Origin of the sequence: Leucobacter sp. CX169 (assembly GCF_017161405.1) — a bacterium.
Classification (GTDB): domain Bacteria; phylum Actinomycetota; class Actinomycetes; order Actinomycetales; family Microbacteriaceae; genus Cx-87.
Genome location: NZ_CP071051.1, coordinates 1,460,472 through 1,482,652 on the forward strand (window position 1 = coordinate 1,460,472; position 22,181 = coordinate 1,482,652).

25 protein-coding genes and 2 pseudogenes are annotated in these 22,181 nt (G+C 62.7%); 11 read left to right on the top strand and 16 right to left on the bottom strand.

All coding sequences use genetic code 11. The features are described from left to right. Nucleotides 1-6: 6 nt before the first annotated feature. Nucleotides 7-903 carry a proline/glycine betaine ABC transporter permease gene (locus JW030_RS06595; protein ID WP_188044748.1) on the bottom strand — a complete coding sequence of 299 codons (897 nt, stop codon included), beginning with the start codon at nucleotides 901-903 and terminating at the stop codon, nucleotides 7-9. Beyond that, nucleotides 900-2,234 (bottom strand): glycine betaine/L-proline ABC transporter ATP-binding protein, encoded by a 1,335-nt coding sequence (locus tag JW030_RS06600; protein WP_370566926.1) that lies wholly within the window; start codon nucleotides 2,232-2,234, stop codon nucleotides 900-902. Before JW030_RS06600 ends, JW030_RS06595 begins: the two co-directional genes overlap by 4 nt. Nucleotides 2,235-2,729: 495 nt before the next feature. Between JW030_RS06600 and JW030_RS06605 the strand changes: the two genes are divergently transcribed. The 9 genes and pseudogenes from JW030_RS06605 (at nucleotide 2,730) to JW030_RS06640 (ending at nucleotide 11,178) form a co-directional block, all read left to right on the top strand. After that, complete coding sequence (locus JW030_RS06605; protein WP_241095593.1) at nucleotides 2,730-3,554, top strand: phosphatase PAP2 family protein; 825 nt, start codon at nucleotides 2,730-2,732, stop codon at nucleotides 3,552-3,554. Nucleotides 3,555-3,559: 5 nt separating this feature from the next. Next, a pseudogene (locus JW030_RS13515) lies at nucleotides 3,560-3,812 on the top strand (excinuclease ABC subunit UvrA); the annotation flags it as partial. 55 nt (nucleotides 3,813-3,867) lie between these two features. After that, nucleotides 3,868-5,060 (top strand): IS3 family transposase gene (locus JW030_RS06610; protein ID WP_188046809.1). Its coding sequence is split into 2 segments (ribosomal slippage): nucleotides 3,868-4,152 and nucleotides 4,155-5,060, totalling 1,191 coding nucleotides; the frame shifts between segments, so codons are not numbered across the junction. A gap of 33 nt (nucleotides 5,061-5,093) precedes the next feature. Further along, nucleotides 5,094-7,253: pseudogene (locus JW030_RS06615) on the top strand (ATP-binding cassette domain-containing protein); the annotation flags it as partial. Between the two features lie 106 nt (nucleotides 7,254-7,359). Further along, on the top strand, nucleotides 7,360-8,337 hold the full coding sequence (gene trxB, locus JW030_RS06620; protein WP_188046502.1) for a thioredoxin-disulfide reductase: 978 nt from the start codon (nucleotides 7,360-7,362) through the stop codon (nucleotides 8,335-8,337). Next, nucleotides 8,334-8,657, top strand: a complete 324-nt coding sequence (gene trxA, locus JW030_RS06625) for a thioredoxin (protein ID WP_188046503.1) — start codon at nucleotides 8,334-8,336, stop codon at nucleotides 8,655-8,657. The genes trxB and trxA overlap by 4 nt, the downstream gene beginning before the upstream one ends. Before the next feature lie 44 nt (nucleotides 8,658-8,701). Continuing rightward, nucleotides 8,702-9,754, top strand: coding sequence for an ACR3 family arsenite efflux transporter (gene arsB, locus JW030_RS06630; RefSeq protein ID WP_188046563.1), 1,053 nt, complete (start codon nucleotides 8,702-8,704; stop codon nucleotides 9,752-9,754). Continuing rightward, on the top strand, nucleotides 9,751-10,755 hold the full coding sequence (locus JW030_RS06635) for a metalloregulator ArsR/SmtB family transcription factor (protein WP_241095594.1): 1,005 nt from the start codon (nucleotides 9,751-9,753) through the stop codon (nucleotides 10,753-10,755). The genes arsB and JW030_RS06635 overlap by 4 nt, the downstream gene beginning before the upstream one ends. Nucleotides 10,756-10,770: 15 nt before the next feature. Continuing rightward, nucleotides 10,771-11,178: an arsenate reductase ArsC gene (locus JW030_RS06640; RefSeq protein ID WP_188046504.1), complete on the top strand. Its 408-nt coding sequence runs from the start codon at nucleotides 10,771-10,773 to the stop codon at nucleotides 11,176-11,178. Here JW030_RS06640 and JW030_RS06645 read toward each other — a convergent pair. Both JW030_RS06645 and JW030_RS06650 read right to left on the bottom strand, forming a co-directional pair. Beyond that, entirely contained in the window at nucleotides 11,132-12,250 is a 1,119-nt protein-coding gene (locus JW030_RS06645; protein WP_241095351.1) for an NAD(P)/FAD-dependent oxidoreductase, read from the bottom strand. The two genes, JW030_RS06640 and JW030_RS06645, sit on opposite strands and share 47 nt — an antisense overlap. Continuing rightward, nucleotides 12,238-13,551, bottom strand: coding sequence for an NAD(P)-binding domain-containing protein (locus JW030_RS06650; protein ID WP_370567045.1), 1,314 nt, complete (start codon nucleotides 13,549-13,551; stop codon nucleotides 12,238-12,240). Before JW030_RS06650 ends, JW030_RS06645 begins: the two co-directional genes overlap by 13 nt. A gap of 87 nt (nucleotides 13,552-13,638) precedes the next feature. On the opposite strand from JW030_RS06650, the gene JW030_RS06655 reads away from it, so the two are divergent. Continuing rightward, nucleotides 13,639-13,989 carry a helix-turn-helix transcriptional regulator gene (locus tag JW030_RS06655; protein WP_206348516.1) on the top strand — a complete coding sequence of 117 codons (351 nt, stop codon included), beginning with the start codon at nucleotides 13,639-13,641 and terminating at the stop codon, nucleotides 13,987-13,989. Between the two features lie 201 nt (nucleotides 13,990-14,190). On the opposite strand, the gene JW030_RS06660 is transcribed toward JW030_RS06655, so the two are convergent. Further along, nucleotides 14,191-15,090, bottom strand: coding sequence for a hypothetical protein (locus JW030_RS06660; protein ID WP_206348518.1), 900 nt, complete (start codon nucleotides 15,088-15,090; stop codon nucleotides 14,191-14,193). Between the two features lie 203 nt (nucleotides 15,091-15,293). On the opposite strand from JW030_RS06660, the gene JW030_RS06665 reads away from it, so the two are divergent. Further along, entirely contained in the window at nucleotides 15,294-15,515 is a 222-nt protein-coding gene (locus JW030_RS06665) for a hypothetical protein (RefSeq protein ID WP_188046508.1), read from the top strand. Here the strand turns inward: JW030_RS06665 and JW030_RS06670 are convergent. The 11 genes from JW030_RS06670 to JW030_RS06720 all read right to left on the bottom strand — a co-directional run bounded on the left by JW030_RS06670 (nucleotide 15,512) and on the right by JW030_RS06720 (nucleotide 22,180). Then, nucleotides 15,512-16,375 carry a hypothetical protein gene (locus tag JW030_RS06670; protein ID WP_188046509.1) on the bottom strand — a complete coding sequence of 288 codons (864 nt, stop codon included), beginning with the start codon at nucleotides 16,373-16,375 and terminating at the stop codon, nucleotides 15,512-15,514. The genes JW030_RS06665 and JW030_RS06670 overlap by 4 nt on opposite strands. Then, on the bottom strand, nucleotides 16,375-16,647 hold the full coding sequence (locus JW030_RS06675) for a hypothetical protein (RefSeq protein WP_188046510.1): 273 nt from the start codon (nucleotides 16,645-16,647) through the stop codon (nucleotides 16,375-16,377). The genes JW030_RS06670 and JW030_RS06675 overlap by 1 nt, the downstream gene beginning before the upstream one ends. Beyond that, nucleotides 16,644-18,623 carry a hypothetical protein gene (locus JW030_RS06680; RefSeq protein ID WP_188046511.1) on the bottom strand — a complete coding sequence of 660 codons (1,980 nt, stop codon included), beginning with the start codon at nucleotides 18,621-18,623 and terminating at the stop codon, nucleotides 16,644-16,646. The genes JW030_RS06675 and JW030_RS06680 overlap by 4 nt, the downstream gene beginning before the upstream one ends. 81 nt (nucleotides 18,624-18,704) lie before the next feature. Next, on the bottom strand, nucleotides 18,705-18,881 hold the full coding sequence (locus JW030_RS06685) for a hypothetical protein (RefSeq protein WP_206348520.1): 177 nt from the start codon (nucleotides 18,879-18,881) through the stop codon (nucleotides 18,705-18,707). Between the two features lie 302 nt (nucleotides 18,882-19,183). After that, complete coding sequence (locus tag JW030_RS06690; protein WP_188046513.1) at nucleotides 19,184-19,372, bottom strand: hypothetical protein; 189 nt, start codon at nucleotides 19,370-19,372, stop codon at nucleotides 19,184-19,186. Between the two features lie 2 nt (nucleotides 19,373-19,374). Further along, nucleotides 19,375-19,689 (bottom strand): hypothetical protein, encoded by a 315-nt coding sequence (locus JW030_RS06695; RefSeq protein ID WP_188046514.1) that lies wholly within the window; start codon nucleotides 19,687-19,689, stop codon nucleotides 19,375-19,377. Nucleotides 19,690-19,972: 283 nt separating this feature from the next. Further along, nucleotides 19,973-20,197, bottom strand: coding sequence for a hypothetical protein (locus tag JW030_RS06700; RefSeq protein ID WP_188046515.1), 225 nt, complete (start codon nucleotides 20,195-20,197; stop codon nucleotides 19,973-19,975). Beyond that, nucleotides 20,166-20,495 (bottom strand): hypothetical protein, encoded by a 330-nt coding sequence (locus JW030_RS06705; RefSeq protein WP_188046516.1) that lies wholly within the window; start codon nucleotides 20,493-20,495, stop codon nucleotides 20,166-20,168. Before JW030_RS06705 ends, JW030_RS06700 begins: the two co-directional genes overlap by 32 nt. A gap of 281 nt (nucleotides 20,496-20,776) precedes the next feature. Then, nucleotides 20,777-21,142 carry a VOC family protein gene (locus JW030_RS06710; protein WP_188046517.1) on the bottom strand — a complete coding sequence of 122 codons (366 nt, stop codon included), beginning with the start codon at nucleotides 21,140-21,142 and terminating at the stop codon, nucleotides 20,777-20,779. A gap of 64 nt (nucleotides 21,143-21,206) precedes the next feature. Then, nucleotides 21,207-21,638, bottom strand: coding sequence for an SRPBCC domain-containing protein (locus JW030_RS06715; RefSeq protein WP_255499196.1), 432 nt, complete (start codon nucleotides 21,636-21,638; stop codon nucleotides 21,207-21,209). A 29-nt stretch (nucleotides 21,639-21,667) separates the two neighbouring features. Then, on the bottom strand, nucleotides 21,668-22,180 hold the full coding sequence (locus JW030_RS06720) for an aminoacyl-tRNA deacylase (RefSeq protein WP_188046519.1): 513 nt from the start codon (nucleotides 22,178-22,180) through the stop codon (nucleotides 21,668-21,670). Nucleotide 22,181: the final 1 nt, after the last annotated feature.

A 22,181-nucleotide genomic window follows, 5' to 3' on the forward strand; every position in this document is an offset into this window, starting at 1 on the left:
TGGATTTCAGGCTGTGGTGGTCGTGGCTACTGCGTTCGCAGCGGGCGGCTTGACTGGCGCACGTCGGCTGATGTTGCCGACTCGATCGCCCAGCGACGCCGTCATGCGATCAAGGACTATGGCCAAGATCACGACGGAGAGTCCGGCTTCAAAGCCCAGCCCGACGTTCAGGCTCGTGAGGCTGCGCACGATATCTCCGCCCAGGCCGCCCGCACCGACCATGCCGGCGATGACGACCATCGACAGCGCAAGCATGATGACCTGGTTGATCCCCGCCATGATGCTGGGCAACGCCAGTGGGAACTGAATCTGGCGCAGGATCCTGCCAGAACTCGCGCCGAACGCCGTGCCAGCTTCGACGACCTCACGGTCGACCCCTCGAATGCCGAGCTCGGTGAATCGAACGCCGGGCGCCATCGCGAACAGAACCGTCGCCACGATGCCGGGGACCACGCCGACTCGGAAGAGGATGAGCGCGGGGATGAGGTACACAAATGCCGGCATGGTCTGCAGAAAGTCCAGGATCGGCCGGATGATGCGAGAGGCGACGTCGTTTCGGGCAGCCAGAATGCCGAGCGGCACGCTGATCAGCACGGCTATGCCGCTTGCGACCAGTACGAGGGCGAGCGTTGCCATCGCGTTCTCCCACTGCCCGACGCCCACAATAAGCGCGAAGCTCAGGGCGGTGCCGAGCGCGAACTTCCATCCCCTGAGGAAGAAGGCCAACGCGACGAGCACGAGCAAGACTGCCCAGAACGGCGGATTCAGGAGCACCCACGCGACGGCATCGTAGATGCCCAGGAATATCGTGCGCAGCAGTGTGAAGAATGGCTGAGCGAAGTCGATGACGGCATCGATCGCGGTCTCTGCCCAGGTACCGAGCGGAATTCGGAAGTCATTCATCGTGCGTCTCCCTCGAGCGGCGTCAGCATCTGCGCTTCGGTTTCTCGCAGTGTCTCGGTGATGATGGCAGGCGAGATCGTCGCCGCGGGTTCGACGATGTCGATTTCGCTCGTGTGCGTGGATACGTTCGCGAGGGAGGCGAGCAACGTGACGCGGGGGATCACCCCGACGAAACGTCCGTCCTCGTCAACAACGGCGACCGGCAGCGAATTCTCGGCCGCAAGCTCAAACAGTTCTGCGAGGAAGTCGCCGGGGCTGACGACCGCTGGCGCCTTTCGAACGAGCCGCATGTGGCCGGCCTCGCCCTCGCGCACCTGCCGCAGCATGTCGCTATCGCGAACGACGCCGACGAGCCGGCGCCCGCTCGTGACGAAGCACGCTGAGGTCTGGAGGTCGCGCATAATTCGAAGCGCGGCCCGTGGGCCGGCAGTCGCGGGCACCACGGCGCGAGGCGGTTCCATCACGTCCCCAGCGGTCAGCACGCGTGCGCGATCGACGTCCTGCACAAACTGAGCAACGTAGTCGTTGGCAGGATCGGTCAGAATATCGTTCGGAGTTCCCACTTGCACAATGCGTCCGTCGCGCATGACTGCGATGCGATCACCGAGAAACATTGCCTCGTTGAGGTCGTGGGTGATGAAGATAATCGTCTTTCCCAGCTCCTGCTGCAGTTCGACGAGCTGCTCTTGCATTTCGCGGCGAATGAGCGGGTCAAGCGCGGAGAACGCCTCGTCCATCAGCAGGATGTCGGTGTCGGCGGTGAGGGCCCGCGCGAGGCCAACGCGCTGACGCATTCCACCGGACAGTTCGCCGGGGAGGTGATCTTCCCAACCGGACAGGCCCACGCGCTCAATGACGCGACGCGCACGATCGTGGCGCTCGGCGAGCGCCACCCCTTGCACCTCGAGGGCGTATGCGGCGTTGTCGAGGACCGTGCGGTGGGGGAGCAGGGCGAAGTGTTGAAAGACCATCGAGACGCGCTGCTGGCGGAGTTCCCGCAGCTCGCGGGCGCCGAGGCCGACAACCTCGGTTCCGAACACTCGAATGGAACCAGCGCTCGATTCATTCAGCCCGTTCAGCGTTCGAATGAGGGTGGATTTCCCTGATCCGCTCAGACCCATCACGACGAATATCTCGCCCGGTTTGACGGAGAACGATGCGTCGATGACCGCGGCAGTACCGAGAGCGCCGAGATCCTCTCGGGCGACACCGGTGCGCAGGCGCCGGACCGCTTCCTTCGGGCGCTTCCCGAAGACTTTGAAGAGTCCGGTGACTGCTACGGCCGGAATCGGTTGACCGAGCTCATCGATTGGAGTGGGTGGTGCAGAAATGGCGGTACTTGTGCCCGCCTGGGCATGGGTATCCAGGGTCACGTGTTTTCCTTAGCAAGAACGCCAAACGAGGCCTTGCTGCAGTGTTTCGCCCGGGGAGCAACGGGAACTCGCTGTGCGGGTCATCCGGGATGCACGGATCTCGCGCATGGTCATCCGGATTCCACTTGCACGGCAGAACCGGCTATGGGAGCTGGTTCGTCCATTGCGCCCATACGACGCGTTCCGATGTCAACATCGGCGCAGTGTCGCGGACTGGTGGTGTGGCGGTGAAGCCACGCCCCACGCTAACAACTGGCCTGTCGGGGAGCAAAGTGAGAACTCCGGATTTCCGCGGAATTTTCGGAGAGACGACGCTCCGATCAGGGGTTTTCTGCGTAGCCAAATCGTTACCTGGGTGGTTCGGAGCGAGCTCCAAGTCCGCACTCAGGGCGAGAACATGCGCCAGCGCTACGCTCGAAACTCGATGACCACAGAACCTGAAGGGTGCCCCGAGTGAGCACAACGCTGGCGCCTTCGAGCAGCCGACGAGTTCGCGTACGCGCGTTCGCCGTCGCGTTGGTTGCCGGCATCGGGGGAGCGGGCGCGTACGTGCTCGCGGTGCAGAGCACGATCGGCCAGGCAGCCGAGGCGAGCGCGCTCGGCGCCGCAACGTTCTCGACCGACCCGCCTGCGCCGCTGAACCTCGTGTCAGCGCCGGCAGCGCTGGTTGCGCTCATCCTCGTCGGTGGAGTCGCGCTGGCGGCACATGGCATGCGTCGCGCGGCACTCGCCACCCTTGCGCCGGGTGCGGCGATCCTCGCATCCCAGATCCTGAAGCTGCGCGTTCTCGACCGACCCGGCCTGTTTGAGCTCGACGCTCCGAATACATTCCCCAGCGGGCACATGACCGTTTTCGCGGCACTGCTCGGCGGGCTCATTCTCGCCGTGCCGACCCGCCTTCGGGGCCTAGTAGCCGTAATCGGGGCGTTCGTACTCTCAGCCGCCTCGTGGCAGTTGCTGGCCTATGGCTGGCACCGACCCAGCGATATTATCGGCGCACTCGCGCTGACAATCGCAGTGTTCGCCGTGGCAACGCTTCTCGCGCCCCGAGCGGCAGCCACCCGGCCGGCTTCTGGAGTCGCCAGCCTGTTCCTGGTCACGTTTGGCGGTCTCGCACTGCTGGGCGGTCTGCTCCTCGTCGGCATTGCCTTGTTTGTGACGCCATCAGGGCTCGAGCGTTCGCAATTGCTGCTGCTCGCGGGCGAGGTTGCTGGGGCCGGCGGCTCCCTCCTGGTGGCACGTTCCTTCCTCATGCTGGGACGCACAGCCGTAAGCTAGCCACTATGGCTACCACCGGCGCAGGCACCCCCGATTCCTCCCACGCAGCTGATCGGCACGACCTCATTCGGGTCGTCGGTGCACGGACGAACAACCTCAAAAACGTGAGCGTCCAGATCCCGAAGCGCCGGCTGACGGTGTTTACCGGAGTCTCTGGCTCGGGCAAGAGTTCGCTGGTGTTCGGAACCATCGCGGCGGAGTCTCAGCGCATGATCAACGAGACGTATAGCGCGTTCGTGCAAGGGGGTCTGATGCAGGAACTGGTGACATCAAACATGGCTAGCCGAGAGGGCTGGCCTGGAAGGATGTCATCATGCCCAAGCCGTTCCCCAAGGAGTTCCGCGACGACGTCGTCCGGGTCGCGCAGAACCGCGACCCAGACGTCTCCCTCGCGCAGATCGCGAAGGACTTCGGCGTCCATGTCGGAACTCTCGACAAGTGGATGCGTCAAGCCCGCATCGAAGCCGGCGAACAGCCGGGTGAGACGAAGCAGGATTCCGCCGAGCTGCGCGAGCTCCGTAAGCGCAATCGCCTCCTCGAGCAGGAGGTCGAGGTGCTGCGTCGCGCGACCGCGTATCTGTCCCAGGCTCATCTGCCGGGAAAATGATGTACCCGCTCGTGAGCGAGCTCGCCGCCGACGGAATCCCTGTCGTGGTGTCGTGCCGGGTCTTGAAGCTCGCTCGCCAGCCCTACTACCGCTGGCTACGTGATCCTGTGACAAGCCGGGAGCTCGAGGAGGCGTATCGGGCGAACGCGCTGTTCGACGCGCACCGCGACGACCCGGAGTTCGGGTATCGGCTCCTCGCCGACGAGGCCCGCGAGGAGGGCCAGGCGATGTCGGATCGGACCGCGTGGCGGATCGCATCATCGAATGGCTGGTGGAGTGTGTTCGGGAAGAAGCGGAGCAAGAACGGCAAGAAGTCTGGCCCCGCCGTTCACGACGATCTCTGCGTCGTCATCGACGAGCACGGGCGTGAGCGTCACCGGTTCGTGGCGTCCCGGCCGAACCAGCTCTGGCTGACCGACATTACGGAACACAAAACGAGCGAAGGTCGGCTCTATCTTTGCGCGGTCAAAGACGCCTTCAGCGGTCGGATCGTGGGTTACTCGATCGACTCGAGAATGAAGGCATCACTCGCGGTCCGAGCTGTCCGCAACGCCGTCCGGATGCGCGGAAACGTGAACGGCTGTATCGTCCATTCAGACAGAGGATCGCAATTCCGAAGCAGGAAACTGCGCCGCGAACTTGCCGTCCATAATCTCGTCGGATCGATGGGCAGAGTCGCTTCCTGCGGCGACAACGCGGCAATGGAATCGTTCTTCAGCCTGCTGCAGAAAAACGTCCTGAACCGACGTTCCTGGGCCACGCGCGAACAGCTACGCATCGCGATCGTGACCTGGATCGAGCGGACCTATCACCGCAGGCGTCGCCAGGTCCGTCTGGGCCGTTTGACGCCGATCGAGTTCGAGACCATCATGAACAACGACCTGGCCCTCGCGGCCTAACTAGAACTGTCACCAGTTCCTGCATCAGACCCAGGCTTCATGCCCACCCTGTCGCGGCCCGACGTCGACCTGCTTGAGGGGCTGACGACCGCGATTATCGTCGACCAAGAACGTATTGGCTCGAACCCGCGGTCGACTCTCGGAACAGTCACCGACGTCAACGCAATGCTCCGCATCATCTTTAGTCGTCTAGCGAAGCCGCCACTCGGGTCTGCCCAGGCCTATTCGTTCAATGTCCCCAGCGTGCGCGCCTCGGGGGCGATCACGGTCGACAAGGGCGAGGGAAAATCGCAGGCCGTCAAGACAACGTACAACCGCACCGGAGGCATGTGCCCGCGCTGTGAAGGCATGGGCTCGGTCACCGATTTCGACCTCACCGCGCTTTTCGACGACAGCAAGTCCCTCAGCGAGGGCGCGCTACGCATTCCCGGGTACAGCATGGATGGCTGGTACGGACGTATTTTCTCGGGATCAGGCTTTTTCCCGATGGACAGGCCCATTCGAGACTTCTCCAAGAAGCAGCTACACGACCTGCTCTACAAGGAGCCGTCCAAGATCAAGGTCGACGGAATCAACGTGACCTTCGAGGGCATCATCCCGAAGATGCAGAAGTCCATGCTGAGCAAGGACGTCGAGTCACTGCAACCGCACGTGCGCGCGTTCGTCGAGCGGGCAATCACCTTCACGACCTGCCCGGAGTGCGCCGGGACTCGACTCGCCGAGGCGACACGCAACTCCAAGATCGGGGAGGTCAGCATCGCTGACGCGTGCGCGATGCAGGTCAGCGACCTCGCGGGATGGATTCGCGGGCTCGATGAGCCGTCCGTCGCACCGCTACTTGAGGCACTGTCCGCGACCCTTGATTCGTTCGTAGAGATCGGCCTGGGCTACCTGAGCCTCGATCGCCCGTCGGGCACGCTGTCCGGGGGAGAAGCGCAGCGCACCAAGATGATCCGCCACCTGGGATCGTCGCTCACCGACGTGACGTACGTCTTTGACGAACCGACGATTGGTCTACACCCGCACGATATCTCGCGCATGAACGGCCTCCTCCTGCGGCTTCGTGACAAGGGCAATACGGTGATCGTCGTCGAGCACAAGCCCGAAGTGATCGTGATTGCGGATCATGTCGTCGACCTGGGGCCACGGGCCGGGACCGCCGGGGGAGAGATCGTTTACGAAGGAAGCGTCGATGGACTCCGCTCAAGCGGAACCCTCACCGGCCGCCATCTCGATGATCGAGCGACCCTCAAGACCGTGACCCGCACGCCAGTCGGTGCCCTGGAAGTCCGCGGCGCAGACACGCACAACCTCAAGGATGTGGACGTCGATATTCCACTCGGCATCCTGACCGTACTCACCGGCGTCGCGGGCTCGGGAAAGAGCTCATTGATCAATGGATCGATCGCCGGCCGAGACGATGTCGTGCTGATTGACCAGAGTGCGATCAAGGGCTCCCGGCGGAGCAACCCGGCGACGTACACTGGCATGCTCGAGCCCATCCGCAAGGCCTTCGCAAAGGCAAATAGCGTGCGTCCGGCACTCTTTAGCGCGAACTCGGAGGGTGCGTGCCCGGCGTGTTCCGGCGCCGGCGTCATCTACACCGACCTCGCCATGATGGCCGGCGTCGCGTCGGTCTGCGAGGAGTGCGGCGGGAAGCGGTTCCAGGCCGAGGTGCTCGACTATCGGCTGGGGGAGCTCAACATCAGTGAGGTGCTGTCACTGTCTGTCGCAGACGCGGAGAAGTTTTTCGCTGAGGGGGAGTCGCGCATTCCCGCCGCCCACAAGGTCCTCGCCAGGCTCGCCGACGTCGGGCTCGGATATCTGACGATCGGGCAGCCGCTCACGACGTTGTCCGGCGGTGAACGTCAGCGTTTAAAGCTCGCGACCCACCTCGGTGAGGCCGGCGGGATCTTCGTGCTCGACGAGCCAACGACCGGCCTGCACCTCGCTGATGTCGAACAATTGCTCGGCGTGCTGGACCGCCTCGTGGAATCCGGCAAGAGCGTCATCGTCGTCGAACACCACCAGGCGGTCATGGCGCACGCCGACTGGATCATCGACCTGGGGCCGGGGGCCGGCCACGACGGCGGCAACATCGTGTTTTCTGGGACGCCACAGGAGCTCGTGCGCGAGCAGGAAACGCTGACGGCGCAACACCTCGCGGCGTACGTCGGCGCTGACGCACAGTAGCCCACCCGCAGGAACCCGCCGCTGCAACCGGAGCGGGCCGCTCCCCGGCAGAGGCGTCGCGAACTGTTCATTTGCAATCTGCATCCATGATTGTCAATATAGACACATGTCGATACAAAATGTTGAACTCGTCATCGTTGGGTCCGGACCTGCCGGCTACACCGCTGCGGTGTATGCCGCCCGTGCAGGACTCGCTCCGGTCGTTCTCGCTGGATCAGTGACCGCCGGCGGTGCGTTGATGACGACCACGGAGGTGGAGAACTTCCCCGGTTTCGTCGACGGCGTGCAAGGACCGGACCTCATGGAATCGATGCACGCGCAGGCCGAGCGCTTCGGCGCACGAATCTTCTACGACGACGCTACGAGCCTTGAACTCAACGAGCCGGTGAAGACGATTCGCACCGGCGGCGGGGACGTGTTTCAAGCTCCTGCGGTCGTCCTCGCAATGGGCTCGGCCTATCGAAAGCTCGGGCTCCCCAATGAGGATCGACTGTCGGGTCATGGCGTTTCCTGGTGCGCAACCTGCGATGGCTTCTTCTTCCGTGACAAGCACGTCGCAGTCATCGGCGGTGGCGACTCGGCGATGGAAGAGGCACTGTTCTTGACGCGCTTCGCCGCGAAGGTCACGCTCGTGCACCGGCGCGACGAGTTCCGTGCCTCGAAGATCATGGCCGAGCGAGTGCTCGCAGAACCCAAGATTGACGTCGCCTGGAATAGCGAAGTTGCCGCCATCATCGGTGAGGAATCAGTCACCGGCCTGAAGCTACGCGACACTGTTACCGGTGCAGATCGGACGCTCGAAGTCACTGGCCTATTCGTGGCAATTGGCCACGACCCCCGCTCTGAGCTTGTAGCCGAGCAAGTCGACATTGATCCGGATGGTTACGTTCTTGTCGCCCACCCCTCAACTCGCACCAACCTGCCCGGCGTGTTCGCTGCGGGTGACTTGGTAGACCACACCTACCGGCAGGCGATTACCGCGGCGGGCACCGGTTGCGCCGCAGCGCAAGATGCGCAGCACTATCTCTCAAACCTCACGACGGCCGACCGTGCCGCGTCATTGATCTTGGAGGCCTCCGCATGAGCATCATCCACGTCACCGATGCCACATTCAGAAGGGAGGTGCTCGAGTCTGCGCTGCCCGTCATCGTAGACATTTGGGCCGCATGGTGCGGGCCCTGCAAAGCGATCGCCCCAATCCTGGATCAGCTGGCCGAGGAATACGCCGGCCGAATCAAGATCGTGAAGGTCGACGCCGACACGAACCCCGCGACAGTAACAGCGGCTGGCGTGAGCTCGATTCCGACACTCGGTTTCTATCGCGCTGGGGAGCGGGTCGACGTGCTGATTGGCGCGCATCCCAAGCCGGTTTACGCCGCCAAGATCGAGGAGCTGCTTTCGTGAACACGGCACTGAAATCCTCCCCGGTTCGGTTCGCCCCGAAGCGGATGTCCACGCTCGACAAATGGCTGCCCCTCTGGATCGGCCTCGCGATGGTCTCAGGGATCCTGCTGGGCCGCTTCGTGCCTGCGCTCTCCGGGATCCTCGCAAGTCTTGAGGTCGGTGGTATCTCGATACCGATCGGGCTCGGCCTGCTCGTCATGATGTACCCGGTCCTGGCAAAGGTCCGATATGACAAGGTCGCGGCCGTAACGGGAGACAAGCGCCTGCTTATCTCGTCATTGCTGCTGAACTGGGTGGCCGGCCCTGCAGTGATGTTCGCGCTCGCCTGGCTGTTCCTGCCAGATCTCCCCGAGTACCGTACCGGTCTCATCATCGTGGGGCTCGCTCGCTGCATCGCGATGGTCGTCATCTGGAACGACCTCGCCTGCGGCGACCGTGAGGCGACAGCGGTGCTGATCGCGATCAACTCGGTGTTCCAGGTATTCGCGTTCGCGCTGCTCGGCTGGTTCTATCTCACGGTGCTTCCCGGCTGGCTCGGACTCGACACTCAAGGCCTCGAAGTGTCGGTCTGGCAAATCGCGCTCAACGTGCTGGTATTCCTTGGTGTGCCACTTGTCGCGGGTTTCGCCTCCCGCTGGATCGGCGAGAAGCGTAAGGGCCGCGACTGGTATGAGGGCACCTTCCTCCCGAAGATCGGCCCCTGGGCACTATACGGACTGCTCTTCACGATCGTGCTGCTGTTCGCCTTGCAGGGAAACGCAATCGTTGCGAACCCTCTCGACGTCGCACGGATCGCGCTTCCGTTGCTGGTCTACTTCGCTCTGATGTGGTTCGCCGGTCTCCTCCTTGGGAAAGGCCTCGAACTCGGCTATGCCCGTTCTACGGCACTTGCCTTCACCGCCGCCGGCAACAACTTTGAGCTGGCGATCGCGGTCGCCATCGGTACCTTCGGCGCGGCAAGTGGACAAGCTCTCGCCGGTGTTGTGGGGCCGCTGATTGAGGTACCGATCTTGGTGGGACTTGTCTACGTTTCACTCTGGGCAGCGCGTGCGTGGTTCCACACCGATCCGTACGCCACTGAATCGAGGACATCATGACGACACCGTTCGCTGAAACCGTTGAAGAAGTGTGCGCGCCAGCGGTCGAGCATGCGATGGGCCTCACCGCGGCAACCGCTGTTGCCGGGACACTGAAGGCGATCGCTGACCCGTTGCGCTTGAGGATGCTCTCGGCCATCGCGACTGACCCTCGCGGCGAGTCGTGTGTCTGCGACCTGGCCGAGCTCACCGACGTATCTCAACCGACCGTCTCCCACCACTTGAAAACACTCAGAGACGCCGGACTGCTGCTGTCCGAGCGGCGCGGAACCTGGGTGTGGTACCGGATCACGCCGGCGCGAAAGAGCGCGGTGACGTCGCTGCTCGATTCGTTTACGCCGGATGCGCCGCAGGTCGATGAGGAGGATCCTGCCGTCCGGGCAGAGGCGCTCCGCACGATGGACGCTCGAGTGACTCGTCTCGCCTCCGAGCTCGCAAACGAGCTCACTGGGCTTGGCCGCGATCTCGTTGTCGCGATCGTCCGCGAGTCGTACGCCGGACTTGTCCGCTCGGCCAAACTCACGCAGCACATGATCCCATTGACCGAACGGTTCGCGCGGCAGCGCCTGGCGGACCTGGCTCGAGACCCTGCATCCTCCGTGCCGCAGGTGCTGTTTGTGTGTGTCGCGAATGCGGGTCGGTCGCAGCTCGCGGCCGCCCTCGTCAATCAGTACGCGAAGGGGAGAGTCGTCGCACGCTCGGCAGGATCCGCGCCGGCGGCCGACGTGCACCCGCACGTTCGTTCGCTCCTCGCCGAGATCGATAGTGGCAATCCCGCGGATGAAGCATTTCCAAAGCCACTCACCGATGATGCGGTCCGCGCGGCGGACGTCGTGATCACGATGGGATGTGGCGACGTGTGTCCGGTCATTCCGGGCGTGCGCTACGAAGACTGGGTCGTGGGAGATCCCGCGCTCGCCTCACGTGACGGCGCCGAAGCGATCCGCGACGACATCGCCGCCCGCGTGAAGCACCTTCTCACCACTCTGGCCATCGACTAACAAGAGAGCCCCATTATGACTACTTCCCAACCGTCCGTCCTGTTCGTCTGCGTCCACAATGCTGGTCGCTCCCAGATGGCCGCCGGGTATCTCCGGCACCTCGCCGGCGATGCCATTGAGGTTCGCTCCGCCGGGTCAATGCCCGCCGAACACATCAACCCCACCGCGGTTGAAGCGATGCTTGAGGAAGGCATCGACATCACGACCGAGCAGCCCAAGGTGCTGACGACCGAGGCAGTGCAAGCTTCAGACGTCGTCATCACGATGGGTTGCGGGGACGCCTGCCCGTTCTTCCCCGGGAAACGGTACGAGGACTGGGTACTCGAGGATCCTGCGGGCCAGGGGATCGAATCCGTACGCCCGATCCGCGACGAGATCAAGACGAGGATCGAAGCACTGATAACCTCATTGCTTCCTGAATGACTAGACCGCTGGGCCGATGCGTTCCCCGGCCCAGCGCGCTCACCACATACTCCGCATCGTGGTGCACCCCTCGAATCGTGTTCGAGGAGAATGATCGCTGCAGTTCGAGACCGAGATACGCCAAGCGGGGATGAGTGGTTGAAATGCCATGGCGTTCAAGCGGGCGGCCAATGTCATCGAGAGCGCCCATCTGCTGCAGGTAGGGGAGGTGCGGCCGATAACCAGTGGCAAAGATCACCGTGTCCACCTGCTCGCGGCTGCCGTCCGCCCAGATCACCCCGTCAGGAGTGAACGCGGTAAACATCGCGAGATGGCTGAGCTCGTTCGAGTCCAATGCGGCACGGTACGTTCCCCGATCAATGACAGGTGTGCCGCGCAGCACTCGTTTCAGCAGGGCCTTCGGCAGCAGGTCAAACCGGAGTCCGAGCAGCCAGAAATGTAGGTCCCGACCAGCGATGACCTGCGGGAGAAACCGGAACTTGTCTCGTGTCGCGACAGTGACTCGAGAATGTTGTGTGAGTTCATGGCCGACCTGTACAGCCGAGTTGCCCGCGCCTACGACAATGACGCGCTGACCTGCAAAGGCCTCTGGAACCCGGTACTCGGAAACATGCAACATGCTGCCTTCGAACAACTCGCTTCCGGGAAGAGTCGGAATGGACGGGTTCGAGAAGGAGCCGCTGGCCGCGACGAGTGCGTCTCCAGCGATCGTGCTGCCATCCGTCAGCGTGACGGTGAACCCATCGGTATCCGCCGAGACTGTGGCGACACGGGAACCGGTTCGGATGTCGACATCGAGCCAAGACGCGTAATCCTTGAGGAACTCAACAACCTCGTCCCGACGGGGATAGCGAGTGGAATCGCCGGGAAAGGGGAACCCGGGAAACCCGCTGTATTGGGCGGGCGAGAACAACGTGAGCCCGTCATAGTAAGCCGGCCATGATCCGACCGGCGAAGCGCCGGCCTCGAGGACAACTGGCTCCCAACCCTGTTCACGACCGACGCGGGCAGCGCTGAGTCCGGACTGGCCGCCGCCAACGATGAGCAGGCGCCCCCGACTCAATTGCTGCACGCGTTCGTCAGCACGGCGGGGGAGGGGGCGCAACAGGAATCCGCCGTGCTCGTGTTCTCCGGGGCATCAAACACGCCTGCGCCGCCACACACACCGGTGTCGGGGAGGACAAGGTCGACGCGCCGCGCCGCTTCATGGTCGCCGGCGAGCTCCGCCGCGACACTGCGTACTTGCTCAAACCCGGTTAGCGCCAGGAACGTCGGTGCGCGTCCGTAGGATTTTGCTCCGACGATGAACAGTCCCGCCTCCGGGTGCGCGAGGTCGGCAGCTCCGGTCGCGCGAACCGAGCCGCAGGAGTGCAAGTTGGGGTCCACTTCTTCGGCAACCTTCGCGGGTGCCTCGAGCCGAAGGTCAAGTCCGAGTCGAACTTCGGACAGGAAGGAGAGATCCGGACGGAAACCGGTGAGGACGACGACCTGGTCTGCAGGGTCAAGCGTTCTGTCATCCTCGGCTACGAGAGTGGCTCGCGCATCGTCGACGAGCACCGATTCGGTGCGGAATCCGGTGACGAGCGTCACCTGACCGGCGGTGACCGCTTGTTGCGCAAGCGCGCCAAGCGCACCGCGTTCGGGGAGTTCGTCCGCTGCCCCTCCGCCAAAGGTGTTGCCGACGACACCGCGCCGAAGCACCCAGCTCACGCGTGTGGACGGCTCCTGCTTCACCACACGGGCGAGCTGGGTGATCGCCGTCTTTGCCGATGCGCCATTTCCCACGACAACGACATGGCGCCCCGCAAGGGCCCGAACACGCTCCATCGTCGGGATCTGATAGCTGAGCATGCCTCGTGCAGCGGCCTGCCGCTCACCGCGCGACGACAGGCCGTCCGCACCTGCGGGGCTTGGCGTGCCCCACGTCCCGGAGGCGTCGATAACTGAGCCTGCCTCGAGTCGCTCACCCGTTCCGTCGGCATGCTCAAGGTGAACGGTGAACGGCTGATCCGCACGGCCGGCATCTACCGAACGATCGCGTCCCTTCCGGCTAATACCCACCACGCGCGCGCCATAGTGCACGCGATCACCCAGCGCTGCAGCGAGCGGCGCCAGGTACTCGGAGATCCACTGCGCGCCCGTCGGGTAGCCCTCGGTCGGGGCTTTCCAACCAGACCGAGCCAAGAGGCGCTGGCTGGCAGCATCAATGAGCTCGGGCCACGGCGAGAAGAGACGCACATGGGCCCACTCCGACACCGCGAAGGCGGGCCCGCTCCCTGCCTCAAATACGAGCGGCTCGATCCCGCGCTCGAGAAGGTGTGCGGCGGCGGCCAGTCCCTGCGGTCCGGCACCGATCACGACTACTGGGTGCATCCCAATCTCCATCTATCGACGTTTATCAATGTGCCAATTCTGCCCATCGTATCGACAACTGTCAATATAGGGTGCAGAATGGAAGCCATGAGCCTCACGAGCACCGCCACCACAGACGCCGCGAATGCGAGCTGCTGCGCACCCCAGTTCGACCGGGTTGTCGACGATGCAACCGCACACCAGCTCGCAAAGGTATTCAAGGCGCTCGGCGACCCAACACGCGTGAAGCTACTTTCGTTGATCTCCGCGAGCGCCATGGGGGAGATGTGCGTCTGCGATCTCACGGAACCAGTGGGCCTCTCGCAGCCAACGGTTTCTCACCACATGAAACAACTCGTGGAGGCAGGACTGGTTACGCGCGAACAGCGAGGTCGGTGGGCGTATTTTCGGCCAGTCGAGTCGGTGCTCGTGCAGGCGACGAGAGCACTCGTCGGTTAGCGTCTGGCCCATAGCTTCACCTCGTGAACGAAACCGACTGGCCGCAGGTCGAATTGATCTCTTGAGCTGAAGTTGCAACGGCCTGTCGTCGCCATCGTGACGGTCCACGTGAAGGCGTTCCGAGATCACTACAAGTGCTTGCGTGATTGCGGAATCGCACGCAGAACCCGAGCTCTTGCCTTCAACACACCCGCAACCTCATTACGCTGATAATCCGTCGTTTACTCGCGATTCAGCAAACGATTTGACAGCGTCAGTCACTTCGATACCCGCTGCAGCGCACTTTTCAATCACGGATTCGACTGCATCTGCGGGGGAGGGATCGTGGCGGACCTTGCGCATGTCCAGGTCGATCGTGCTGCCCGACGACTTGAGGCCCCAGTAGCCCCAGAAGCGACCTACAGACCCTTGCTCGACCCAGAGGGCGGGGGCCTGGTTCTGGTACTCCTTGGCCTCGAACAGGCCGTGCTTGGCGTAGTAGATCGCGATGCGCTTAGCGTCGGCCCACTGGCCGTGCCGGTCGTAATCGATACCCGTTCCCGCGTTGACGTGCTTCTCTGCCTCAATCGGGCCGAGCAGCTCAGCAGTCTTGCAAGCGCCAGCCCAGGCGAGCCCCAGCCACTCTTTGAAGGTCTCGCCGGTACCGCGAGCGCGGCCAGCCGGGGGAGTCATAAGGATGTGGAGGTGGGGAGCACCCCGCCGCTGAAACTCCATCTTCCAAACACCAACAATCGAGCGTCCCCAGGAGTACTCGAATCGATCCTTGAAGCGCTTTATGACCGTCTTGAACGTACGTGCGTCCGGTGCGATAACTTCCCAGGCGCCGGGCAGCGTTAAGGTGACCATCGCGGGCTGGTGGCCCTCAAGGAACAACGGCGCGAAATCGAGCGTGCACAATGTCCGAACCATGCGAGAGCGGGCCTGGCGAGTGAACGCGACAATCTCCGCGCGAAGGGTTCCGGTCATACCAGGAGAATACGCGAGTGCAGAGCGGAGATCCCCGGTTTCTTTGAACCGTGCAGCCACTCGGCGCTCATGTGCCTTTTCCGCAAGCGAGCGATCACGACGCGACAGGCGAACCATGCCCGCGGCGAATGTCATCTCGAGGCGCGGACCCTCGGCACCCTGCCAAGTCTGCGCGGTCTTCGGGATCGCCGAGACAGCGGAACGAATGTCCTCCGTGCTGACGATGCGCGAGAGCGTTAGACTCAACTCTGCCGACCTCCTATGTCGGTATCTGAAACGCTCGCCCTGAACCGGCGGGCGTTTCTCTTTGCCCTCAGCCTAGTCATAGAATCGCGAACATGACCCCCACCGTGGAAATGTTTCTTCTCGCACTTGCCGTAGTCGTGGTTCTTCCGATTGCGGGAATCATCGGCGGACGAATTACCGGGCGAAAGCAAGGACGCATCGAGGGCTACGAAGCGGGCTTCAAGGTGGGTTGGATGAAGCGCCACAACCAGGCACTTTCCGAGGCAAAAGACGCCGACCGTGACGCGACCCGCGAACGGCTGCGCCGCCGCTAGTGCCCCCGGCAAGTCTTCTCCACCGGCTTACCCCCACACACTCGGCACGAATTATCGACCGCTGAAACCGAGTCCAGCGTGTTGTAGCACTGAAACGTGAGGTCCTTGGGACCCCACACAAATTCGCGGTTCAAAACCTTGGCGCGGCGCTTTCGTTCGGAATCCTCGGTCAACGCGCGAGCGTCGCCCGAATCGGTAAGCGTCTGAGCATCGAACGTAGTCAGCACAAACGCCCGATTCGGCGCCCACATCGAGACCGCGTCCCGCACACCCTCACCCCGCACCAGCTTGGAATTCGGGAAGTGACCCCGGCAGCGCACGACAGCTTGGGAGAGCTGCCGCAGGCGGCGGTCCGTGTTGTCGAAGTCAATGCCAGTCCAGCGGACCATGACGTTAGCGCGACGCATCTGCGGCAGCAACCGCCGAACGTGCTTCGGCATGCCCGAGTCGCGGGCATCCATGATGCCGGTGATTTCGTCCAGGAGCACGTCGCCGTCGCGGAAATCGTGCAGCTGCTCCCAGGAAGTGAACCGCTCAAAATTTGGGTGCGGCTCACCTGTCGCGGGGTCGAGGATCGTCACGGTCGAAAGCACCCGGCGACCGATCGCTAGCGACAGAAGCGAATCGCGGATCATCGAAAACGTCTTGCCCTGCCCGTTGAGGCCGACGTAACCCATGATCGGTGCACTCCGACGCCGCAGAATGCCCTTTGTGCTCAATGCGGGGTTTTCGGGTACGAGCAGCCGTGGAGTTGCCGGAACGGCCGCCACTACGCCACCCTGCCGGGTGGCTGCCGTGGCAGCCTCCACCGGCAACTCAAACAGCTCATCGAGCTCCGCCAGACCATGCTTTGAAATCATCAGCCGTTTCCTCCAATGAACGGGACATGAGCAAGCAGCACACGCACCATCTTTACCGTCATACCAATTACCCAAACCGCTAACGGGATTGCACCGAGAACGCCGATCAAGGACCAGTTCACCCACGGCTCAAGTCCCGTGCCGAGCGCGAAAATCTGGCCAATCATCCCGTCAGCATTCGTGAGCTCGGCGGGTGCATCCCAATCCGGGAACAGGTCTGCGATCCACTGCCACAGACCAACGGCAACCTTGACCAACCATTCGAGGATCATTGGCCCGACCCGTACCCGATCATGCCGGCCACCTGACGCCGCAACACGACGATCACGAGCACAACCATGCCCGCGCTCGTCACTACGCGCGAAATCGTCGCTACAGGCGCGAGGGTGCTACCCGCGCACGCGTCGATGGGCGTAATCGACTGCTGAAACTGGCCGCTGAAAATCGTCACAGACTTGCTGCATCCGGACGCCGATGGAGCAAGCGAGAAGTTACCGACAATCCCAGCGATGACCGCAGGTGGTTTTTTCTCCCACGCGACCTCGCCGCCAGATAGCTCCACCTCAACCACAAGCGGACGGGGCACGAACGCCCATTCCAGCGCGCACTGCACGGGACGCATCACGAACGCGACCGGATCAAACCCGGTGGTATTCAGCCCGGTGCACGCACGCGTCGACGCGGGGTTCTGAATGCCCTGGCTCATGGCCTGGCCGTCGAGCCGAGGGGCAGACGACCCGCCGTTCCATTCGCCCGTCATCGGGTCAGAATAGGGGGCGCCGACCTGGACCCGGCCCGGCTTGAAGATGCCCGCGTACACGGCGCATTCTTCGTCATCGAGGGCGTGGGCACCGTAGGTGCACTGAAAGTTGTCAGCGCGGTTAGGGTCGGTCCACCAATCAACACACGGCTCCGGGATCGTGAAGCACGAAACACCCAACTTGGTGCCGCTCTTGACCGACAAATCCAGGAGGCAGGCACCCTCGCCGCACTCCGGATACTTGGTAGCCCAATCCTTGTACTCGGGCGTCACCGGCTCGTCGTAAAGCTTCTGACCGTCTTTCTCACCAACGCTAATTGAGTCGGGAACCTTGCCCTCTGGAACCGCGGGGCATGCGGGAGGCGAGATCTGACCATCAGACTCCCGGTAGGACCCTCCCTCAGACTTAACGACGGTGCCATCCGTCATCGTGATGACGCACTCGAGAACACGCTCGGGATCCTGCTCATTCTCGACCATCGTCTGTCGATCGGCCTCGGGCACCCCCGCGCTTGCCGCCACGTACCAACTCGACGGGTCAGTGATCTGTGCGAACACCGCATCAATCGGTGAATAAGCGTACTTGTCTCCCGTATAGGCCGGGAACGCAGTCTTACAAATGGTGCTCCCCGGCGTGCCCGTCGTATGCCAAATCGAGGCACCTTTGCCTTTGCCGTTCTTATCGAAAAAGTACTTACCAGCGGGCAAGTTTTGATTCTGCGTGTAGCAGTAGTAAGTACGTCCGTCTTTCAGCGCGGAACCGAAGTATCCGATCTTGACCGCGCCCAGCGTCATATCGCCCCACTGCTTACCGTCTACATCCCCGTTGGGCGTGTAATCGTCCGCGAGGCCAAACATCGAGCAGTCACGACCTGACAGGAGGCCAAATACTGAGGAAAAAGCAGTGTCAAAGAACCCCTGCGGATCAGCGGTTGCCTCGCACCACTCGCTGTTGACGTCTTCAAAACCCATCCAGCCGCCGACAAGATTACTTCCAGCGTTACCGATCACGGGGATAAATGTGGAAGCAGCGATGACCTGAATAGACCCGTTGGCGAGCTTCTTAAAGTTGCCCGGCTTCGTTGCCTGGACCTTGAGTTTTTTCTCCCCGGTCTTGGGGTCAGTGGTGATCGGAGTCTGCCAATCATGGTTCCTGTCGAAGTAATCCTGCGCTGTCATGGCGGCATTAGTCGGCGAGTTGAGCATGGAGTACTCCATCCACTTCGCGAGCTTTGCGGGTGACGCGCCCTGCACCTTTGCCCGCGCATAGGCCAAATCTCGGGGGTTCACCACGTCAGAACCCGGGTTCGGGATTCCAAGAAACTGCTTGGTCACCGTCAACATGTAATCGCGCAGATTACCGAGCGGGTTCCGGGGGATATCCTCAACAGCTACCCGCGCAGCAGGGCCCTGCGTCGCGGACGCAGCGGACGCCGGACCGACCATAACCAGGCCAGCCACCAGCATCATCATCAGCACACGACGCACAACGCACTCCCTTTCCAACAACACTGTGGGACAGAGCGAGGGGCCGAGCCGAAGCCCGAACCCCCCGCAGCAGCCAGCGACCTAGCCGCGCACGAAGCGCTTGAAGATCTTCCAGCCGACGGTGACCGCGATGATCGCGGCACCGACACCCAGAGCGGCGGGCAGAGCCGCGCTGACCTGGGTCGTGATGCTCGTCGCAGCGGTGCCGAGGGCAGCGCCGAGATCGATCGTTTCTCCTACGAGCTTGTACATATTCACCTCCCAACCTTTGTAATGACGGCCAGAAGACCGACGACCACGCCCGCCGCAAGCGCGGAGAGCACCCAGGCGAGTGCATCCGTGGTACTCACGAATCAATCACCGCCCGGAAGACTTGCCAGGCCCGGATTACTCCGAGCACGGCGACGAACGAGAGAGCAACCTCGATCACAGGTGACGCACCGCAATCACAGCGAGCAGGAACACGATCAGCGCAATACCGATGACACCAACGACAAGACCAGTCTCAGCAAGCGCAATAGCGCGATCAGCCACCGCAACAGGCGCATCAGCGGGATCCACTAGAGACCGCGCGACCGATCAGGGGACGCCACCGAGGGCATCACCGGCAACACCGGGGCAGTGGATCGAGCCAGCGAACGCTTCCGGTCCGCACGGATCGAGAGCGCTAGCAGCAGGATCGCGACGCCGTAGAGCACGAGCGTGAACGCGACCATCGCGAAGCCGCCAAGAATCATTTCGTCTGGCATGACTACTTGGCCGCGGTGAGGGTCGAAGCGATCAGATCGAGCGCGTTCTCGCCGGGGCGCTCGTAAGAGAGGGATGCACCAAAGTTGCGCGACTCCTCAATGGAGCATTCGGCGGCAACAAAGCTGCCGATCTTCGGGTGCGGGGCGCTGCTGTTGGCGTAGATCGAATAGGACAAGAGCGCGCCGCCGGGCTGCTTGACGGTGAACTCGGTGGCGTAGATGTCGCCGCCGTTCTCGGGCTTCTTGCGAAGCTCGCGGGAGGTTTCGACGGTGCCATAGATGAGCACGAGCGGGCGGACGGTGCGAGCAATTGCCATGAGGGTTTCTCCTTTGAAAGTCACATATCAGTGGGTGACGAGCTACCCACGAGTATGCGCTATATAACAAGCCCAGCGCCACTCGCGCGGCTGCGAAAATGCTGGGAAGAAACATCAGCTGACCGGGGGTTTACGCATTTCGCGCGCATCCTAGTGGGGACCACCGACAAAGGCGCTGCCGCACAGCCGCAAGCGGCTGTTTGCCTCGGGATGCGGGGGAGTAGCCGGCCTTTTGGCGATCGCTAGGGGTGTAGCCGGCCTTTGTGTAGAAGTAGCCGGCCTTTTACTCGCGGTCGAGGTGCAGCAGTGCGACGATGAGCGCGCGCCAGCGGAGGCAGCCGCAGCGGTGGAATGGCTCGAAGACGCGTTCATGCGGGTGATGCCGCCAATGCAGCGGCTCGACCAGGGGAGAGATCACCCAGATGTCGATGTAGCGAAAGAGGGAGCCGAACGGAGTACCGTGCTGCGCGAGAATGCTATTCTCCCAGGTCAGCCCGTACTTCGTCATGCTTTGCGTGCAACTTGTCGTACATCGTGAATTCTTCGAGCTCGTGTCCGGATTCGACCAGCCACCAGCGGACAAGGCGTTCGACGTCGCGTGCTGCCGCGCTGCCGTCATTGACGACGAGGAAGCCTGAGCCGCCGGTGTAGTGCTGCTTGCGGCGCTTGATCCATCGTTTACGCTCCCGGATTTCGCCGGTGCGTGGATCAACCGAGGTTCGCGTGACCTGGACTCGTTGCATGAATGATTGCTGCGCTGCACGCTTGCGAAGATACCGTTCGACGTACCGGTCGATGGACGCCATGGGCGACGCTGATAATCTATATTATGTCAGCTTGAGGCTTTCGCGCCGCTTCCCGACCCAGCAACCAGCGTTGACATTGTGCAACCGAGGCCACTCGTTCACCCACACGGAATCGCCGCGTGGTCGAATCCGACTGTCACACAAGTGGACCCACCGCACGCGAAGAGCTTGCGCTGTCGCGACCCCCGGCTCCGCGGCGAACCTTTATAGCTTTTATAACTAGCGACCTCACTGAGCCAGTTGCCCCGCCGACCAACCCTCCGCAGGCTCACTCATCTCCCCTAGGCAGGAGCGGCAGTAGGCGGCTCCCATAGTTCAATCGGCAGACCTTCCGGGTCATGAATGCGCGCAAAATTGCCGTATTCGGCAGTGTTCCATTCCTCGCGGCGCTCAACGGGAATGCCCGAAGCCTCAAGTCGCGCCGCCATCTCTTCCAGGCCAGTCACGCGGAGATTGAGCATGAATGCTTGATCGGGCGCGAAGTAGTCAGAGTTGTTAGGGAACGGTGCGAACACAGTCATCCCCGCCTCCTGCTGCCAGATCCCGCCATGACCCGCCTCAATTCCCAGATGCGTGCGATACCAAGCAGTCCGAGCCTCAGGATCCGCACTCCTGAAGAAAATGCCGCCAATTCCCGCTACGCCCACGATGCGCCTCCTGCCACTCGATGGAGGCCCAGACTACTTCGGCCCGGTCGCAAGCGCGAGAGGATCAGCCGCTGGCGAGCATTCGGTCCATTGTTTCGAGGAATGAGCCGTACCCGGCGATCGTCCGCTCGACCTGCTCGTCCGAAAACCCGCCACGATCCTGCACGATCGTGAGGCGAGTGCCTCCAACAACCGTGTCCAACGAGAACTCGATGGGCACGCCGAGATCGTCGTCCGATTGGTCACTGAGCCCCATGGAGAGAAACTCCGGCGCACGCACCTCCACGTACACTCCCCGCCACCGGATCTCACCGCCACCCGGAAGTTGCATCGTCGCTCGCATCTTCCCGCCGGGGCGAACGTCCATCTCGAGCTCATCAAGCGGAACCGCGACCTGGTCAGTGCCGAACCAGACCGCAAACTGCTCTGGCTCGGTGAGCAGCTCCCACACGCGCTCGGCGGACGCCGGCAGTGTGCGAGATGCACTGAAAGTCAACCTCACGAGGTCCTCCACTCCCCCACCACTCAGACAGGATCGTCCGTGTCACCCATCGTAATTGCGGCGACGACGGCGGAACAGCCTGACACCAGATCAGCACTTCGAAGCTCGATGTCGACTCCCCGTCGGCCGCCCGAGACAAACACCGTCTCAGCGTCGAGTACCGAGGCGTCGACCACCATCGGCAACTTCGAACGCTGCCCGAAGGGACTCATCCCGCCCAGTACATACCCAGTCCGACGCTCAGCAACGACCGGGTCCGCAAGCTCTGCCTGCTTCGCCCCGAGTGCGAGCGCAACCTTTCGCGGCTGCATCCTGCGCGGCACCGGCAGGATCGCAACAGCCTGTCGTCCATCGACCTGCACGATCAGCGTCTTAAACAGTCGCTGCGCGGGCACGCCGAGAGCGGCGATCGCTTCGTCACCGTAGTTGCGGACCCGAGGATCGTGCACAAAGGTGTGAACTGTATACGGGTACCCCAGCTGGTCGAGGGCGCGGGTCGCCGGAGTTGTGGGTGACTTCTGCTGCGCCTTCGCCATG

Bases quoted from the DNA above. Each gene is read 5' to 3' on its own strand.
- JW030_RS06640 (WP_188046504.1), top strand. From the start codon at position 10,771: ATGACTACTTCCCAACCGTCCGTCCTGTTCGTCTGCGTCCACAATGCT.
- JW030_RS06700 (WP_188046515.1), bottom strand. From the start codon at position 20,197: ATGACGAAGTACGGGCTGACCTGGGAGAATAGCATTCTCGCGCAGCAC.
- JW030_RS06695 (WP_188046514.1), bottom strand. From the start codon at position 19,689: ATGGCAATTGCTCGCACCGTCCGCCCGCTCGTGCTCATCTATGGCACC.
- JW030_RS06705 (WP_188046516.1), bottom strand. From the start codon at position 20,495: ATGGCGTCCATCGACCGGTACGTCGAACGGTATCTTCGCAAGCGTGCA.
- JW030_RS06660 (WP_206348518.1), bottom strand. From the start codon at position 15,090: ATGACATTCGCCGCGGGCATGGTTCGCCTGTCGCGTCGTGATCGCTCG.
- JW030_RS06675 (WP_188046510.1), bottom strand. From the start codon at position 16,647: ATGATCCTCGAATGGTTGGTCAAGGTTGCCGTTGGTCTGTGGCAGTGG.
- JW030_RS06655 (WP_206348516.1), top strand. From the start codon at position 13,639: ATGAGCCTCACGAGCACCGCCACCACAGACGCCGCGAATGCGAGCTGC.
- JW030_RS06670 (WP_188046509.1), bottom strand. From the start codon at position 16,375: ATGATTTCAAAGCATGGTCTGGCGGAGCTCGATGAGCTGTTTGAGTTG.
- JW030_RS06690 (WP_188046513.1), bottom strand. From the start codon at position 19,372: ATGCCAGACGAAATGATTCTTGGCGGCTTCGCGATGGTCGCGTTCACG.
- JW030_RS06720 (WP_188046519.1), bottom strand. From the start codon at position 22,180: ATGGCGAAGGCGCAGCAGAAGTCACCCACAACTCCGGCGACCCGCGCC.
- JW030_RS06665 (WP_188046508.1), top strand. From the start codon at position 15,294: ATGACCCCCACCGTGGAAATGTTTCTTCTCGCACTTGCCGTAGTCGTG.
- arsB (WP_188046563.1), top strand. From the start codon at position 8,702: ATGTCCACGCTCGACAAATGGCTGCCCCTCTGGATCGGCCTCGCGATG.
- trxB (WP_188046502.1), top strand. From the start codon at position 7,360: ATGTCGATACAAAATGTTGAACTCGTCATCGTTGGGTCCGGACCTGCC.
- trxA (WP_188046503.1), top strand. From the start codon at position 8,334: ATGAGCATCATCCACGTCACCGATGCCACATTCAGAAGGGAGGTGCTC.
- JW030_RS06635 (WP_241095594.1), top strand. From the start codon at position 9,751: ATGACGACACCGTTCGCTGAAACCGTTGAAGAAGTGTGCGCGCCAGCG.
- JW030_RS06650 (WP_370567045.1), bottom strand. From the start codon at position 13,551: ATGCACCCAGTAGTCGTGATCGGTGCCGGACCGCAGGGACTGGCCGCC.
- JW030_RS06595 (WP_188044748.1), bottom strand. From the start codon at position 903: ATGAATGACTTCCGAATTCCGCTCGGTACCTGGGCAGAGACCGCGATC.